The organism is Streptomyces sp. NPDC048420 (genome assembly GCF_040651535.1).
In the GTDB taxonomy this organism is placed as follows: domain Bacteria; phylum Actinomycetota; class Actinomycetes; order Streptomycetales; family Streptomycetaceae; genus Streptomyces.
Genome location: NZ_JBEZKG010000011.1, coordinates 24,094 through 39,919 on the forward strand (window position 1 = coordinate 24,094; position 15,826 = coordinate 39,919).

At 71.9% G+C, this 15,826-nt stretch carries 13 protein-coding genes and 1 pseudogene; 10 read left to right on the forward strand and 4 right to left on the reverse strand.

What is annotated here, in order from left to right; translation table 11 throughout:
• Window positions 1-9 precede the first annotated feature (9 nt).
• Genes AB0D34_RS21230 through AB0D34_RS21240 form a run of 3 tightly spaced genes read left to right on the forward strand, consistent with a single transcriptional unit; the run spans window position 10 to window position 3,729 of the window.
• On the forward strand, window positions 10-1,563 hold the full coding sequence (locus AB0D34_RS21230) for a sugar ABC transporter ATP-binding protein (protein ID WP_362663570.1): 1,554 nt from the start codon (window positions 10-12) through the stop codon (window positions 1,561-1,563).
• Window position 1,564: 1 nt separating this feature from the next.
• A complete protein-coding gene (locus AB0D34_RS21235) occupies window positions 1,565-2,686 on the forward strand; it encodes an ABC transporter permease (protein WP_362663572.1) in 1,122 nt (373 codons plus the stop codon).
• Entirely contained in the window at window positions 2,686-3,729 is a 1,044-nt protein-coding gene (locus AB0D34_RS21240) for an NAD(P)-dependent alcohol dehydrogenase (RefSeq protein WP_362664141.1), read from the forward strand. Before AB0D34_RS21235 ends, AB0D34_RS21240 begins: the two co-directional genes overlap by 1 nt.
• Window positions 3,730-3,779: 50 nt before the next feature.
• Here AB0D34_RS21240 and AB0D34_RS21245 read toward each other — a convergent pair whose 3' ends face one another.
• Genes AB0D34_RS21245 through AB0D34_RS21255 form a run of 3 tightly spaced genes read right to left on the reverse strand, consistent with a single transcriptional unit; the run spans window position 3,780 to window position 6,642 of the window.
• Window positions 3,780-4,577 (reverse strand): ThuA domain-containing protein, encoded by a 798-nt coding sequence (locus AB0D34_RS21245; protein WP_362663574.1) that lies wholly within the window; start codon window positions 4,575-4,577, stop codon window positions 3,780-3,782.
• A 3-nt stretch (window positions 4,578-4,580) separates the two neighbouring features.
• The gene (locus AB0D34_RS21250; RefSeq protein WP_362663576.1) at window positions 4,581-5,345 is read right to left on the reverse strand and encodes an SDR family oxidoreductase; all 765 of its coding nucleotides are present in this window, start codon (window positions 5,343-5,345) and stop codon (window positions 4,581-4,583) included.
• Window positions 5,346-5,403: 58 nt separating this feature from the next.
• Window positions 5,404-6,642, reverse strand: coding sequence for an acyl-CoA dehydrogenase family protein (locus AB0D34_RS21255; RefSeq protein ID WP_362663578.1), 1,239 nt, complete (start codon window positions 6,640-6,642; stop codon window positions 5,404-5,406).
• 197 nt (window positions 6,643-6,839) lie between these two features.
• On the opposite strand from AB0D34_RS21255, the gene AB0D34_RS21260 reads away from it, so the two are divergent.
• The 6 genes from AB0D34_RS21260 to AB0D34_RS21285 all read left to right on the forward strand — a co-directional run bounded on the left by AB0D34_RS21260 (window position 6,840) and on the right by AB0D34_RS21285 (window position 14,995).
• The gene (locus AB0D34_RS21260) at window positions 6,840-8,378 is read left to right on the forward strand and encodes an AMP-binding protein (protein ID WP_362663580.1); all 1,539 of its coding nucleotides are present in this window, start codon (window positions 6,840-6,842) and stop codon (window positions 8,376-8,378) included.
• A gap of 39 nt (window positions 8,379-8,417) precedes the next feature.
• Window positions 8,418-9,023, forward strand: a complete 606-nt coding sequence (locus tag AB0D34_RS21265; RefSeq protein WP_362663582.1) for a histidine phosphatase family protein — start codon at window positions 8,418-8,420, stop codon at window positions 9,021-9,023.
• A gap of 65 nt (window positions 9,024-9,088) precedes the next feature.
• A complete protein-coding gene (locus AB0D34_RS21270) occupies window positions 9,089-10,279 on the forward strand; it encodes an acetyl-CoA C-acyltransferase (protein ID WP_362663584.1) in 1,191 nt (396 codons plus the stop codon).
• A gap of 18 nt (window positions 10,280-10,297) precedes the next feature.
• Window positions 10,298-11,260, forward strand: a complete 963-nt coding sequence (locus AB0D34_RS21275; protein WP_362663586.1) for a PDR/VanB family oxidoreductase — start codon at window positions 10,298-10,300, stop codon at window positions 11,258-11,260.
• Window positions 11,261-11,306: 46 nt separating this feature from the next.
• Window positions 11,307-12,167 (forward strand): 3-hydroxybutyryl-CoA dehydrogenase, encoded by an 861-nt coding sequence (locus AB0D34_RS21280; RefSeq protein ID WP_362663588.1) that lies wholly within the window; start codon window positions 11,307-11,309, stop codon window positions 12,165-12,167.
• Window positions 12,168-12,331: 164 nt separating this feature from the next.
• Window positions 12,332-14,995 (forward strand): glycosyl hydrolase, encoded by a 2,664-nt coding sequence (locus AB0D34_RS21285; RefSeq protein WP_362663590.1) that lies wholly within the window; start codon window positions 12,332-12,334, stop codon window positions 14,993-14,995.
• Window positions 14,996-15,030: 35 nt separating this feature from the next.
• Here AB0D34_RS21285 and AB0D34_RS21290 read toward each other — a convergent pair whose 3' ends face one another.
• A complete protein-coding gene (locus AB0D34_RS21290) occupies window positions 15,031-15,411 on the reverse strand; it encodes an acetyl-CoA synthetase (RefSeq protein WP_362663592.1) in 381 nt (126 codons plus the stop codon).
• Window positions 15,412-15,540: 129 nt separating this feature from the next.
• Between AB0D34_RS21290 and AB0D34_RS21295 the strand changes: the two are divergent.
• Window positions 15,541-15,714: pseudogene (locus tag AB0D34_RS21295) on the forward strand (phospholipid carrier-dependent glycosyltransferase); the annotation flags it as partial.
• Between the last annotated feature and the right edge of the window lie 112 nt (window positions 15,715-15,826).

Consider the following 15,826-nt stretch of genomic DNA (forward strand, 5'->3'; position numbering starts at 1 on the left):
GGAGCAATCGTGCACGCTGAAACATCGCTCGGGTCGGCCGGGGCGCAGGAGACCGACCGACCCGTGCTGCGGGTGTCCGGACTGTCGAAGCGGTTCGGCGCGACCCAGGCACTGAAGGACGTCGACCTCGACATCGCCCACGGCGAGATCCACGCGCTGATGGGGCCCAACGGTTCCGGCAAGTCCACCCTCATCAAGGTCCTCGCCGGATATCACCACGCCGACCCGGGAGCGGCCGCCGAACTCGACGGCGAGCCGTTCGACCTGGGCCAGGTCTCCGGCTCCCGGCACGACCGGCTGCGCTTCGTCCACCAGGAGCTGGGCCTGGTGGGCGAGTTGAGCGCCACGGACAACCTCGCGCTCAGCCGCGGCTTCGCCCGCACGGCCTTCGGCAACATCCGCTGGCCGGAGATGGAACGCCGTACGGCGGCCCTGGTCGAACGCTTCGGCCTCGGCATCGACGTACGCCGTCCCCTGTCGGCCGCCACCCCCGTCCAGCGCGCGGTGGTGGCCATCGCCGCCGCGCTGCAGGGCTGGGAGGGCCGGCGCGGCGTCCTGGTGCTCGACGAGCCGACCGCGGTGCTGCCGCCCGGGGAGGTGGCCCGGCTCTTCGACATCGTGCGGGAGGTCCGCGACTCCGGTGCCAGCGTCCTGTACGTCTCGCACCGCATGGACGAGATCTTCGCCCTCGCCGACCGGGTCACCGTGATCCGCGGCGGCCGCCGCATCGCCACCCGCCGGGTCGCCGACCTCACTCCTCGCTCGCTGGCGGAGCTGATGGCGGGCGAGGAGACGGAGGCCGAGCACCGGCCCAGGTCCGTCTCCGCTCCCGCCGAGGCCGTGCTGGAGGTCCGCGAACTGTCGGCCGGCTCCCTGAACGGCGTCGGCTTCACCCTGGCCCGGGGCGAGCGCCTTGGCATCACCGGTCTGGTCGGCTCGGGCCACGAGCTCGTGCCGTACGCGGTGTGCGGGGCGTACGGCGGACCCGTGCGCGGCCAGGTGCGGGTGCCGGAGCGCTCCCCGCGCTGGGTCGACGCGAGGGACGCCGGGCGGCTCGGCATCCCCCTCGTTCCCGCGGACCGGGCCGGTGAGGGCGTGATCGGTGACTTCTCGGTCGGCGAGAACCTCACCCTCCCCCTGCTCGACCGGCTCCGCGCCCGGGCCGGGCAACTGCACCGGCGCCGCGAGTCCTCACTCGCCGAGGACTGGATCCGTCGGGTCGGAGTGCGCACGGCCGGGCACGGCGCCCGGATCACCACGCTGAGCGGCGGCAACCAGCAGAAGGTCGTCATGGCCCGCTGCCTGGCCCAGCAGCCGCCGGTCCTGGTGCTGTGCGAGCCCACGGCGGGCGTCGACATCGCGACCCGTCTGCAGCTGTACGACCTGATCGAGCGTCAGGCCGACGACGGGATGGGCGTGATCGTGTCCTCGTCCGACACCGAGGACCTGCTCGCGCTGTGCACCCGGGTCCTGGTGGTACGGGACGGCCGGGTCGTACGGGAGATCAGCGGCCAGGACATCACCGAGCCCGCGCTGGTCCACGCCATGGAAGGAACCGAGTGAGATGACATCCACCCCGACCCGGGCCGCCGAGCTCCGGCCGAGCGGAACAGAGGTGCCCGCGGCATCCGGCGTACGGACCCCGGGCGCCCTTGGCCGACGGGCGGCGGCAACCCTGTCGTTCCGCACCGTCGGCGCCGTCTACGTGTGGCTGCTGATCGTCGTCCTCTTCTCCGTGTGGGCGCCGGACACGTTCCCGACCGTGACCACGGTCAAGCAGGTCCTGAACGGCAACGCGGTGGCCGGCCTGGTGGCGCTCAGCGTCGTACTCCCGCTGGCCGCACGGGTCTTCGACCTGTCGGTCGCCTACACCATGTCCCTCACGAGTGTGCTGACCGCACACTTCCTGGTCTCCACGCACCTCGGCCCGGGCACCGCGATCGCCCTGGCGATGGCCGCCGCGCTGGTGGTCGGGGTGGTCAACGGAGTCGTGGTGGTGGTGCTGCGGGTCGACTCGTTCATCGCCACCCTGGCCACCGGCGCCCTGATCCAGTCCCTGATCACGATGGTCACCAACGACAGCTCCATCACCGGGGTCCAGCTGCTGGCCAAGCCGTTCGCGGACATCGCGCAGCTGGACGCGGGCGGCATCACCCTGCCGGTGCTGTACCTGCTCCTCGCCGCGACGGCCATCTGGTTCCTGCTGGAACACACCGCGACCGGGCGCCGGTTGTACGCGACCGGCTTCAACGCCGACGCGGCACGCCTGCAGGGGGTGCGCACCAACCGGCTGCGCTTCCTGACCCTGGTGACGTCCGCGCTGCTCTCGGGGTTCGCCGGGGTCGTCTTCGCGTCCTCGGTGGGGTCCGGATCGCCAAGCGCGGGCACCCCGTATCTGCTGTCGGCCTACGCGGCGGCCTTCGTCGGGGCGACCCAGTTGCGTGCGGGCCGCTTCAACGCCTGGGGGACGGTGATCGCGGTGCTGCTGCTCGGCACCGGCATCACCGGGCTGGGTCTCGCCACCAGCGCGCAGTGGGCCGCGAGCCTGTTCACCGGTTCCGTTCTCATCGTCGCGCTCGTTCTCACGGGTGGGCGGATCGCTCTGCCGGCGGTCCTGCGCCGCCGGAAGTCGCCCACGGCCACCGAGGCCGACGAAGTACCCGCCCCGGACAAGGAGTTCACATGATGAAGGCGGTCCAGTACCGGACGGTGGGCAGCGCCCCCGAGGTCGTCGAGGTTCCGGTGCCCGAGCCGGGCCCGGGCCAGGTGCTGCTGAAGGTGACGGCCGCGGGGCTGTGCCATTCGGACCTGGCGGTCATGGGCTGGCCGGAGGAACAGTTCCCCTATCCCCTGCCGATGACGCTCGGGCACGAAGGTGTCGGCACCGTGGCGGCCCTGGGCAGCGGGGTCACCGGGGTGGCCGAGGGCGACGAGGTGGCGGTGTACGGCCCGTGGGGCTGCGGCCTGTGCCGGGCGTGCGCGGAGGGCAGGGAGAACGCCTGTCCGCACGCCGCCGGGCTCGGCATCATGCCGCCCGGGCTCGGCACGCCGGGCGCGCTCGCGGAGTACATGGTGGTGGACTCGCCGCGTCATCTGGTGCCGCTGAACGGGCTGGACCCGGCACAGGCGGCACCGCTGACGGACGCCGGCCTGACGCCGTACCACGCGATCCGCGCGTCCCTGCCCAAGCTCGTGCCCGGCAGCACGGCGGTGGTGATCGGCGTCGGCGGCCTGGGCCACATCGCCGTACAGCTGCTGCGGGCGCTGACCCCGGCCCGGGTGGTCGCCCTCGATGTCAGCAAGGAGAAGCTGGAACTGGCCGCCGCTGTCGGCGCGCACGAAGTGCTGCTGTCCGACGGCGAGGCGGCGACCCGGGTGCGGGAGCTGACCGGCGGCGTCGGCGCCGAGGTGGTGCTGGACTTCGTGGGGGCCGAGCCGACCCTGACGGTGGCCGCCGCGTCGGTGGCGGTGGCGGGCGATGTCACCGTGGTCGGTATCGGCGGAGGCACCCTCGCGGTCGGCTTCGGCGGCGGTCTGCCGTTCGAGGTGACCGCCTGCGCCCCCTACTGGGGCAGCCGTCGGGAACTCATCGAGGTCCTCGAACTGGCACGGCAGGGGCTGGTCTCCTCCCACGTCGAGACCTTCTCGATCGAGGACTCACCCCTGGCGTACGAGCGCCTGCACGCCGGTGAGGTGGGCGGCCGCGCGGTCGTGCTGCCGCAGGGCTGAGCCGCGCGTGCCTGGGCCCGGGTCCCCGCGGGGGCCCGGGCCCAGGCGCGTCAGGCCGACGCCGGTTCGGTGGCCGGACGCTCCGCGCCCACGGCCCGCTCCACACACCGCCCGAGCACCGTCAGGAACTCCGGTGTCTGCCAAGGCCCCCGGTCCACGCGCCGGGTGTCGTCCACGCCGAGGTCCTGCATGTCGTACCGGCCCCGGCAGTGGCCCAGGGTGAAATAGCAGACCTCGCCGAGACCGTGCCGTTTCAGATAGAGGACGGGACGGGCCGCGCCGTCCAGCGCCGCCGTGTCACCCTCCTCGAAACCGCGGCACGGCCCGGTGTACTCGGCGTGCAGCAGCACTTCCAGCTCCCCGTGCAGCTCGCACACGTACAGCTCGTCGGTGACGGTGAACGGTTCGATCCCGGCCACCAGCGGATGGTCGGGCCGGGTCACATGCACCTCGTACGGCTCGATGGGCGGGTGCGCCAGGAACTGGCTGCCGAGCACCTCGGCCAGCTCTCCGAGCAGCCGGGGCGTGGAGAACAGCTTGGGTTCCCCGGGGGCGGGTGCCTCGATCACCGAGTTGGTGCCGTGCAGGGCGAGCCAGCGCCCGCCCCGCCCGGTGAAGCGTGCCAGCGCCTCCCGCTGCGCCGGGTCGGGCCGCACATCGCAGGTGTAGCTGACCAGCAGATCCGCCTGCTCAAGGGCGGGGAGGCAGTCGTAGTCCTGGTAGACGCTGGTGCGGACCCGGGGGTGGTCGCCCAGCATCTCCAGGAGCCTGAGCCGCGCGTGGTCGAAGTCGTGCCATCTGCCGCCGCAGACCAGTACGGCGTCCAGGCGGCCCGCTGGGCCCGACACGGCTCAGTACTGGACGCGGGTCAGCAGCCCGCCGTCCACCACGAGGTTGACTCCGACGCAGAAGGAGCCGGTCCGTCCGAGCAGGAACGCCACCGCCGCGGCCACGTCCTCGGCGCTGCCGTAGCGGCCGATGGGCAGCTTGGCGAGGACCTCCTCGTAGACCTCCGGGCGGCTGGTGCGGATGGTCTCCCAGGCGCCGCCGGGGAAGTCGATCGGGCCGGGCGAGACCGTGTTGACGCGGATGCCCTTCGGGGCGAGGGCGTGCGCGAGGGCCGAGGCGTGCTGGACGACGGCGGCCTTCAGCGCGGAGTAGGAGTTGGCCCCGGCCGGGCGGGCGGTGTCGGAGGCATTGGTGGTGCCGATGGCCACGACGGCGGCCCGGTCGGAAGCCTCCAGATACGGCAGCGCAGACTCGACCAGCCCGGCGAACGGGATCAGGTCGCCGCGCAGGCTGGCCTCCCACGACTCGGGCCCTTTGACGTTGCCCGCCGAGACGTTGGACACCAGCAGGTCCAGGCCGCCGAGTTCACCGGCCGCCCGCTCCACGAAGCCCGCGAGGGCCGCCGGGTCGGTGACGTCGACCGGTTCGGCGAACACGGTGGCCCCGTCGGCCCGCAGTTCGGCGGCCGCCTTGGCCAGCCCTTCCTCGCCCCGGGCGCACAGGGCCAGTGCACAGCCCTCGGCCGCCAGGGTCTCGGCGATCGCCCGGCCGATGCCCCGGCTCGCACCGGTCACCAGCGCCTTCGCGCCTGTCAGTCCCAGGTCCATCGGTGTCACTCCTTTGTGAGAAAGCCTCTTGGAAGCCGTTTAGTTGCCGGGAAGCCTTTTAGTTGCCGGGAAGCTGTGAGAACGGCGCCCGGTCGGCGCGCGGCTCCGGCGGCAGCTTCAGCACCCGTTCGCCGATCAGGTTGCGCTGGATCTGGTCGGTGCCTCCGGCCAGCCGGTAGCCGGGAGCGCCGAGCAGATGCTGGGTCCAGGCGAAGGTGCCCGGTTCCCCGGTGTCGGCGCTGATCCGCGCCCCCATCAGCTCGGCGGCGACCTGGCCCGTGCGGGTGAGCAGCTCGGAGGCCATGAGTTTGGTCAACGAGGCCTCCGGGCCTGGCCGTCCGCCGGCGGCGCTCGTCCTGGCGACACGGTCGACGGTGGCCGCGCGCAGGGCGGCACGGACGTACAGATCGGCTAGGCGCTGGCGGACCAGTGGGTCCCCGGTCCGATCGAGGGAGCGGGCCAGTGCGAGGACGTCCGAGAAGGTGCCGCCCTTGCGTCGGTTGCCGCTGCCGGAGGCCGTCCGTTCGAAGGCGAGGGTGGCGGTGGCGACCTCCCAGCCCTGGCCCGGTCGCCCGATCCGGAGCCGGTCCGGGACGCGTACGCCGCTGAGGAAGACCTCGTTGAAGGAGGCGCCGCCGCTCATCTGGCGGATGGGGCGTACCTCCACTCCGGGGGCGTCCATCGGGACCAGGAAGGCGGTGATGCCGGCCTGTTTGACGACATCGGGGTCGGTGCGGGCGAGCAGCAGGCCGTAGTCGGCGAACTGGGCGCCCGAGGTCCACACCTTCTGGCCGTCGATCACCCACGCGTCGCCGTCCTGCCGGGCGCGGGTGCGCACGGCCGCGAGGTCGGATCCGGCGCCCGGTTCGCTGAAGAGCTGACACGCCAGCTTGTCGGTGCGAAGGAACGCGCGGGCGTGATCACGGCGTTGGTCGTCCGTGCCGAACAGGGAGACGGCCATCGCGACCAGACGCACGGTGACGCTGATCAGCTCGGTGGACGGCGGCACCTCGAACGCGGACTCCTCCTGGGCGAACACCGCCACGTGTGCGGCGGTCAGGCCCGCGCCACCCTTGTCCTCGGGGAGCGTCAGCGCCTGGTAGCCCGCGTCGAAGCGGGCCCGCTGGTAGGCGCGGCAGCGGTCCAGCAGCACGCGTTCCTCGTCCTCGGGGAGGTTGTGGAACACGGCGAGGTCGGCGGCTGCTCCGGCGGACTCCGGCACGTGCGCCGGTTCCAGCACGGTGGCCAGCCATTGCCGGACCTGCCGGCGCCATGCGTCCGGATCGGGCTGGGACATGGCTCCTCCTCGAGCACTTACCAGACAACAGATTGAGTAACGACGGTCGATCCGCGCGCCGTGCCCACCGCTGGAACATGCGGGTTCGGCTTCATCTGAGGTCAGAGTGTTCCGTACTTTCTTGATAAACGCTACAGTCTCCGCATTCCCTCTCTCCCTCGACATCGGGAGAGGACCGAGGAGCCGCCGGAGGAGCAATGTCGCTGCTGCCATACGACCGTCGCGCACAGGAGACACCCGACGAGCCCGCCCTGGTGGACGACTTGGGCGTGCTGTCCTGGTCCGGCCTCGCCGACCAGGTGGCGCGGGCGGCGGCTCGGCTGCTGGAGCTCGCGCCCGGCCCCGACGACCGGATCGCCGTCCTCGGTGACAACGCGATCCCGACACTGGTGGCCCATCTGGCAGGTCTGCGAGCCGGAGTGGGGACCGTGGCCACGTCCCGGAACATCACCTCGGGCGAGCTCGTCGACCAGATCATCGACGCGGGTGTGACCGCAATCGTCGCCGGACCGGTCGGCGCGGGTGCCGCCCTCGACGCGGCACGGGAGGTGGGTCTTCCGATCGTGACGCACGGAACCCCGGCAGCCGGCCACGCCTTCGACTGGGACCTGTGGCTGGCCGCCGCTCCCGCCGGTCACGTCCTCCCGACGGGCCGGCCCGCCCGGCCGCCGCTCGTGTACACCTCGGGAACCACCGGACGGGCCCGCGGCACCGAGGTGCGCTGGGTGAGCGGCCCGGTCGCCGACAGCTCCGCCTACCTCACCGCGATGGCCGCCCGGCCCGGATTCCCGCCAGGGCCCCACCTGGTGTGCGGCCCCCTCCAGCACAACGCGCCACTTACCTCGCTGCGGCACCTGGCGGCCGGTCAGCCGGTGGTCGTCCTCGGCAGATACGACGCGGAGACGTTCCTCAGCCGGGTGCAGAGGTGGCGGGTCTCCTCGACGGTGATGGTCCCCACCCACTTCCAACGGCTGCTCGCCCTCCCGGACGACATCCGCTCCCGCTACGACGTCTCCAGCCTCCGGCAGGTCTCCCACACCGGCTCCGCGTGCCCACCGGACGTCAAGCGAGCCATGATCGACTGGTTCGGTCCGGTGCTGACCGAGTCGTACGGCGCCAGCGAAGCGGGGACCGTGGCCCGCATCAGCAGTACCGAGTGGCTGGCGCACCCGGGATCGGTCGGGCGGGTCCGGCCCCCGTTCGAGGTCCTGGTCACGGACGACGACGGAGGCCAACTGCCGTCCGGCGAACACGGGTTGCTGGCCTTCCGGGCACCTGACGACCAGGGCGTCCGCTACCACGCGGACCCGGACAAGACCAAGGCCGCCTATCTCTCCCCCGGCGTCTTCACGCTCGGCGACATCGGCTACGTCGACGCAGACGGCTACATCTTCATCACCGACCGGGCCGCGGACGTCGTGGTCTCCGGCGGCGTGAACCTGTACCCGGCCGAGAGCGAGGCGGTCCTGCGACAGCACCCGTCGGTCATCGAGGTCGCGGTGATCGGCGTGCCCGACCCGGACTTCGGCGAGTCGCTGCGAGCGCTGGTCGTGGTGGCGGGCGAGGAGCCGCCGGCCGAGGAGCTGGACCGGTTCTGCCGTGAGCGCCTCGCCGCCTACAAGTGCCCGAAGTCGTACGAGTTCGTGCCCGAGCTGCTGCGCAACGCGATGGGCAAGCTCGACAAGCGCGCGATGCGCCGCCCCTACTGGAGCTCGGAACGGACCATCGCCGGCTGAGCCGCTCCCCTCTGTACCTGTCCGTACCTAAGGATCACCATGACCGAACTCCTCCTCGTCCGGCACGGCCTCCCCGTGGCGGGCGTGTTCGACCCGGGGCTGTCGCCCGAGGGCACCGCCCAGGCCGAACGCCTCGCCACGTGGCTGGGACACGAAGACCTCGACGCCCTGTACGTCAGCCCCTTCCGACGGGCCCGCGAGACCGTGGCACCTCTGGAACGGCTCACCGGCATGACCGCGACCGTCATCGACGACCTGCGCGAATGGGACACCGACGTGTCCCAGCCCTACACCCCGCCCGAGCAGATCGGCACGGGTGATCCCCGGGCGACGGCGCTCGCCGAGGGACGCTTCGAGGACTTCGTGCCCGACCTCGACTGGGACGCCTTCCGCGGGCGGGCCGTGCGGGCCATGGACACCATCCTCGACGCCCATCCCGGCGGGCGGGTCGCGGCCGTGTGCCACGGCGGGATCACCAACACCTACCTGGCCACGGTGCTCGGCCTGCCGACGATGTTCTGGTTCCATCCCGGCTACACCTCGGTCAGCAGGGTGCGGCGCATGCCCGGCGGCCGGATCGTCCTGCACTCGGTGAACGAGACGGCCCACATGATCGCCGAACGCGCCGTCGACCCGGTCGCCTGATCCCGCTGCCCACGCGCCGTAGACCCGGTCACCTGATCCCGCTCCCACCCCAGGAGGTCCCGGCCATGCCCGGATCCGTCATCGTCGCCGGAGCAAGGACGCCCATCGGCAGACTGATGGGCGCCCTGAGCACCCTGTCCGCAGTCGATCTCGGCGCCCACGCCATCCGCGCGGCACTGTCCGCCGCTCACCTGGACCCGCAGGCCGTGCAGTCCGTCGTCATGGGCCATGTGGTGCAGGCCGGGGCCGGCCCCAACCCGGCCCGGCAGGCCGCGGTCCGCGCCGGCATTCCCTTCTCCGTCCCGGCGAGCACCGTCAACAAACTCTGCCTGTCGGGTCTGCACGCCATCGCCCTGGCCGACCTCATGATCGCCTCCGGCCGTCACGAGGTGGTCGTCGCCGGCGGTATGGAGTCCATGTCCGGCGCCCCGCACCTGCTGCGCGGATCACGCGCCGGCTGGAAGTACGGCGCGGCCGCGATGGAGGACGCCCTGGATCGCGACGCCCTCGTGTGCGCCTTCGACGGCGTCTCCATGGGCGCGGCCACCGAGCGCTACCAGCAGCCGTTCGCCCTGACCCGGCAGGAGCAGGACGAGTACAGCGCGCTCTCCCACCAACGGGCCGCCCACGCCCAGCAGTCGGGCGCGTTGTCCGAGGAGATCGCTCCGGTCACGGTGAGCGGACGCCGCGGCGAGACGGTGGTGGAGGCCGACGAGGGCGTACGACCGGACAGCACCACCGAGACCCTAGGGCGCCTGCGGCCGGCCTTCTCCGGCGCGGGAACCATCACCGCCGGCAACTCCTCCCAGCTCTCCGACGGCGCGGCGGCCGTCGTCGTGATGAGCGCCGAGCGCGCCCGACGCGAGGGCCTGACACCGCTCGCCGAGATCGGCGCCTACGGCACGGTCGCGGGCCCCGACCCCTCGCTGCTCGTCCAGCCGGCCGGCGCGGTCCGCGACGCCCTGGACCGCGCCGGTCGGCTGAAGGCCGCCGACCTGGACCTGTTCGAGATCAACGAGGCGTTCGCCGGAGTGGCCCTGGCTTCCGTACGCGAACTGGACATCCCCGTGGACAAGGTGAACGTCAACGGCGGAGCGATCGCGCTCGGCCACCCGGTCGGCATGACCGGAGCCCGCCTGGTGCTGACCCTCGCGACGGAACTGCGGCGGCGCGGCGGCGGCAGCGGAGCGGCGGCCCTGTGCGGGGGCGGCGGACAGGGTGACGCGCTGTTGCTGCACGTACCGACACAGGCCTGAACCCGGAGCGACATCACCATGACCGACCAACTCCCCCCGACCACCCTCACGGTGGCCGCCCGCGCCCTCGCCGCCGACGGCGTGGTCTCCCTCACCCTGCGCCGCCCCGACGGCGGGATGCTCCCCGCCTGGACGCCGGGTGCCCACATCGACGTACTCCTGGACGGGGACGACGGCGATCTGATCCGTCAGTACTCCCTGTGCGGGCAACCGGATGAACGCGAGGTGTGGCAGATCGCGGTGCTGCGCGAGCCCGAGGGCCGCGGTGGTTCCGCGTACGTCCACGACCGGCTGCACGAAGGCGCTTCCGTCCGGGTCCGCGGACCGCGGAACAACTTCCCGCTGCGGCCCGCCGCCCGCCATCTCTTCATCGCCGGCGGTGTCGGGATCACGCCCATCCTTCCCATGGTCGAGGCAGCCGAGGCCGCGGGGGCCGACTGGAGTCTGCTGTACGGCGGCCGCACCCGGACCTCCATGGCCTTCCTGGACCGCCTCGCCCCGCACGGGGACCGGGTCCTGATCCGTCCGCAGGACGAGTACGGCCTGCTGGATCTCGCCGCCCATCTCGGTGTGCCCAAGGAGGGCACCCTGGTGCACGCCTGCGGTCCCGAACCCCTGCTGGGGGCGGTGCAGGAGCAGTGCGCGGGCTGGCCGCCCGGCACGCTCGGCGTCGAACGGTTCGCCCCGGCGCGGGCGGCCGAGACCAGCGCGGCGGCGGCCTTCGAGGTGGAGCTCGCCCGTTCCGGGCTCACCCTCACCGTGCCGCCGGACCGTTCGGTGCTCGAGACCGTGGAGGAGGCGGGCGTAGAGGTCGACTTCTCGTGCCGGGAAGGCACATGCGGCACCTGCGAGACCGACGTACTGGACGGCACACCCGACCACCGCGACTCGCTGCTGACGGAGGACGAACGGGCCGCCGGCGACACCATGTTCATCTGTGTCTCCCGCTCGCGCGGTCCGCGCCTCGTCCTCGATCTCTGATGCCGCTCACCTCCAGCTCACCCTCATTGGAAAGGACGGACCCCTGATGGATCCCGTCACCCGTCTCGGCGTCGTCGGATGCGGCCTCATGGGCTCCGGCATCGCCGAGGTCGCCGCCCGCCGCGGCATCGACGTCCGTGTCGCCGAATCCACGCCGGACGCGGCCGAGGCAGGCCGCCGCCGCATCACCGCCTCCCTCGACCGAGGCGTACGGCACGGCAAACTCAGCGTCGAGGAACGGGACCTGGCTCTCGCCGGGCTGTCCTTCACCGCTGATCTCGGTGACATGGCCGACCGTCAGTTCGTCATCGAGGCCGTCGCCGAGAACCGCGACATCAAGACCGGTGTCCTGCGCCTTCTGGACAAGGCGGTCGAGGACCCCGCGGCGGTCCTGGCCACCAACACCTCCTCGATTCCCGTCGTCGATCTCGCCGTCGTCACCGAGCGGCCCGAGCGGGTCGTCGGCCTGCACTTCTTCAACCCCGTCCCCGTGCAGCGGCTGGTCGAGGTCATCCCGGCCCTCGTCACCGGCGCCGACACACTGCGGCGCACCCGCGACCTCGCCGAGCAGTTGGGCAAACAGGCCATCCAGGCGCCCGACCGCTCCGGCTTCGTCGTCAACGCCCTCCTCGTGCCCTACCTGCTCGGCGCGGTACGGATGGTGGAGTCCGGCGCCGCACGGCCGGACGACATCGACCGGGGCATGGAACTCGGGTGCGCGCACCCCATGGGGCCGCTGCGTCTGCTCGACCTCATCGGCCTCGACACCGCCCAGGCCGTGGCCGAGTCGATGTACGAGGAGTACAAGGAGCCGCTGTACGCCCCGCCGGCCCTGTTGCGCCGGATGGTCGCAGCGGGCCACCTCGGGCGCAAGAGCGGCCGGGGGTTCCACACGTACGACACCTGACGCTTCTCCGCAGGTCGCAGGCGTCCGCCAGTCTTTCGTCCGGTTGACGTTCTGTACACGAATTGGCAGGCGCCGGTCAAAGGCCTTCCAAGTGTCGGACACTCCCTCCCGCCCGTGATCAGGTCCCAACGACGGCCGTACGTATGCCTGTTTGGGAGGACCTCGTGTCAGCACCGACCCGCAAGAGACGATGGCTCACGCTCTGCGCCATCACCGCATCCGCCGCACTCGTCGCGCTCCCCGCAGGCGCCGCGCCCGGCCAGAACAACAGTCCCTTCGGGGCCCGCGCGCTCGACCGGATCGCCGCCGAACGCGCGGACACGGTGGGCTCCATGAGCCCCAGGCTGAAGGGCGAGGACGGCGACGGTGACGGCGACGACGGCAACGAGGCCGACGAGATAGCCGAGGGCGCGGACCAGTACGCCGAGGCGCGCACCTCACCCGGCATCGTCGCGCCGGGGGCCTACGGCGCGGCTTGGGACGACCTCACCAAGCTGCCGAGCACCGGCGGCAGTTGGCGCAACGTCACCGACCTGCCCTACAACTCCGACGACCCGCGCTACCGCGACATCGACTCCAACTCCAGTGGCGGCTCCGGCAACGTCACCGGCCGGATGGCGGCGATCGCCGCGGACGACGACGGTTATGTGTACGCGGGCAGTGCGGGTGGCGGTGTGTGGCGGTCCCGGTCCGGGGGCGGACACTGGCAGCCCATCAGCGACCGGCTTCCGGCGCAGTCCACGGGTGCGCTCGCACTCGACGGCGGCGGACGGCTGTGGCTGGGCACCGGCGAGGCGACGACCAACGCGGACGCCTACATCGGCAGCGGCGTCTACGTCCTGTCCCGCCCGCACCAGGGCACCTTCTCCACCCGCAGCCGGGTCGGCGGCGACGAGCTGGAGTCCACCACCATCCACCAGCTGCGCTTCGGCGGCGGCAAGGTGTGGGCGGCGACCAGCGAGGGCGTGTGGAGCCACTCCACGAAGACGCTGACGGGCGCCTGGAAGCTGGAGTTCGCGCCCAACCCCGACTATCTGCCGGGCCGTTCGGAGGCCGCCGACCCCGACGCCCCGTACAAGAACATCGCCAACGACATCGCGATCGACCCGAAGGACCCGAGCAAGGTCGTCCTCGCGGTCGGCTGGCGCAGCGGTGACGACTACAACGGCTTCTACAGCAAGGTGAACGGTGCCTGGACGCGGATCACCAGCGGCCTCGGCGACCTGCCCGCCGACCCGGACGACGTCGGCAGCGTCACCTTCGCCCGCTCCGCCGACGGCTCCCGGTACTACGCCATCGACCAGTCACCGGAGCAGCTGAACACCAACCCGGACAGCGGCCTGGAGGGCATCTACGTCTCCAAGTCCGGCTCCCCCACCGGCCCCTGGACGAAGATCGCCGACTACCAGGGCCTGGCAGCCGACGGCTCCGCGCTGACCACCAGCGGCTACATGCCGGGCGTGCAGGCCTGGTACAATCAGTTCCTGACCGTCGACCCGGCGAACGCGGACCACGTGTACGCGGGTCTGGAGGAGGTCTACGAGACCAAGGACGGCGGCAGCACCTGGTCGACCGTGGGCCCGTACTGGAACTTCTCCTTCCCCTGCTGGAGCATCGACCCGGCCAAGCAGACCGGTGACTGCAACCAGACCACCCACTCCGACCAGCACGGCGTCGCGATCGGCAGCTACCACGGCAAGACCTTCGTGTACGTCGGCAACGACGGCGGTGTCTACAAGCGTCCGGTCAACGGCTCCCAGGACGCCTCGGGGCACGCCACCGACTGGACCTCGCTGAACGACGGCACCATCGACACCCTGCAGTACTACTCGGTGGGCATCGGCAAGGACCTGGACCACGGCGGCGTCTCCGTCACCGGTGGCCTGCAGGACAACGGCCAGTCCGTGCTGCGCAGCAACGACAAGGTGATGGGGTCCAACTTCGGCGGAGACGGCGGCGACACGCTCACCGACCCGGCCAACGGGTGCAACATCGCCGAGGAGTACGTCTACCTCTCCATCCAGGTGACCCAGAACTGCGCCGTCAACGACGGCAGTTGGATCGACGACGCGAGCAAAGCCACGTCGTACAGCGTCGCCCCGGCCGACAACGCGACCGGCGAGGCCCGCTTCATCGCCCCGCTCGCGGCCGACGCGAAGAACTCCTCGACGTGGATCGCGGGCGGCCGGCACATCTGGGTGCAGACCCACGGCTACGCCATCCGCAGCGGTTCCGAGTGGAAGAGCGTGTACGACCTCGGCGAGGGCCGTACCGCCACCGCCGTCGCGGCCTCGGGCGGCAAGGTGTACGCGGCCTGGTGCGGCCCCTGCAACAACCAGGGTTTCGCGCGCGGGATCGCCGTCGGCAACGCGGACGGCACCGGCTGGCACGACATCACCCTGCCGGCCACCGGCGCGGACGGCACCGTGCCGAACCGCTACCTCAGCGGCTTCGCCATCGACCCGAAGAACGCCGACCACGTCTACCTCACGGTCAACGGCTTCTCCCGGCAGTGGACCGAGGGGCCGGGCGCGGGCGTGGGTCACGTCTTCGAGTCCAAGGACGGCGGTACCACCTGGAAGGACATCTCGAAGAACTTCCCCGACGTTCCGACCGACTCCGCGGTCGTCACGCCGAACGGTGGCCTCGCCGTGGGCACCGACCTCGGGGTCGTCTACCGGGCGCCGGGCCGTACGACCTGGCAGCGCGTCGGCGACCTCCCGGCGGTCGCCGTGCTCCAGGTGAAGCTGAGCCCCGACGGCAGCACCCTGTACGCGGCCACCCATGGCCGTGGCATCTACACGATCAAGGTGCGCGACTGCGGCTGACAGCGGCGCGACAGGGGTGACCCCGGCTTCCGGGGTCACCCCTGCGTCGGGTACGGCACCACGTCCACGTGCAGCGTGAAGGCGACCCGCGCGGCGCCCGCCACGTCCGGCGCCTTCGCCAGCGCGGTGACCTCGGCCGTGCCACCCCGGGTGCCCGCGCCCCGCAGCGAGGCGCGGGCGGTGCCGTCCGCGTCCACCCGCCAATCGGACACCAGCACGAAGACCGGCGCGGAACTCCGCACGGCCGTCCACCGCCTGTCGTCCGCCCGAGGCGCAAGGACGAGGGACACGACGGCTCCCGGCCGCAGGCACAGCCGCTGGACGACGGCGTCACTGGGACTGACGGTGACCTCCACGTGCCCGGACAGACAGCTCGCCGCCGTAGGAGGGACGGACGGGAACGGAGTCGGAACCACGGACGCGCGCGTCGTCGACTCACCGCCCGATGCCCCTCCCGCAGAGGTATCGCACGCCGCCAGAAGGACCACCCCGGCGACCACCCACACTCCAGCCCACCATCGCATTCCGGCACCTCCCGGCCCATTCTGCCGTGGTTCCTGTACCAGGACCGTACGGCCTTCTCCTTCTACGCGATCGTCTTCGTGCCGTATCTGTGCCTGGTCTTGGCCATGATGCTGGGAGCCCTGCTCGGTCCGCCGGGCGCGTCCGAGGGGCGCAGGGTACGTGGGGCGGTGGCCGCCGGTGTGCTCGTCCTGCTCAGCCCGGATGTGGCTCGACACCTGGATCTGAGCGCTGCCTCGATGTGGGAACCGGCTCGATCTGGGAACCGGGGAGGGAAGCCCTGACACACGGGAGGGAGCCGGGTGGGCC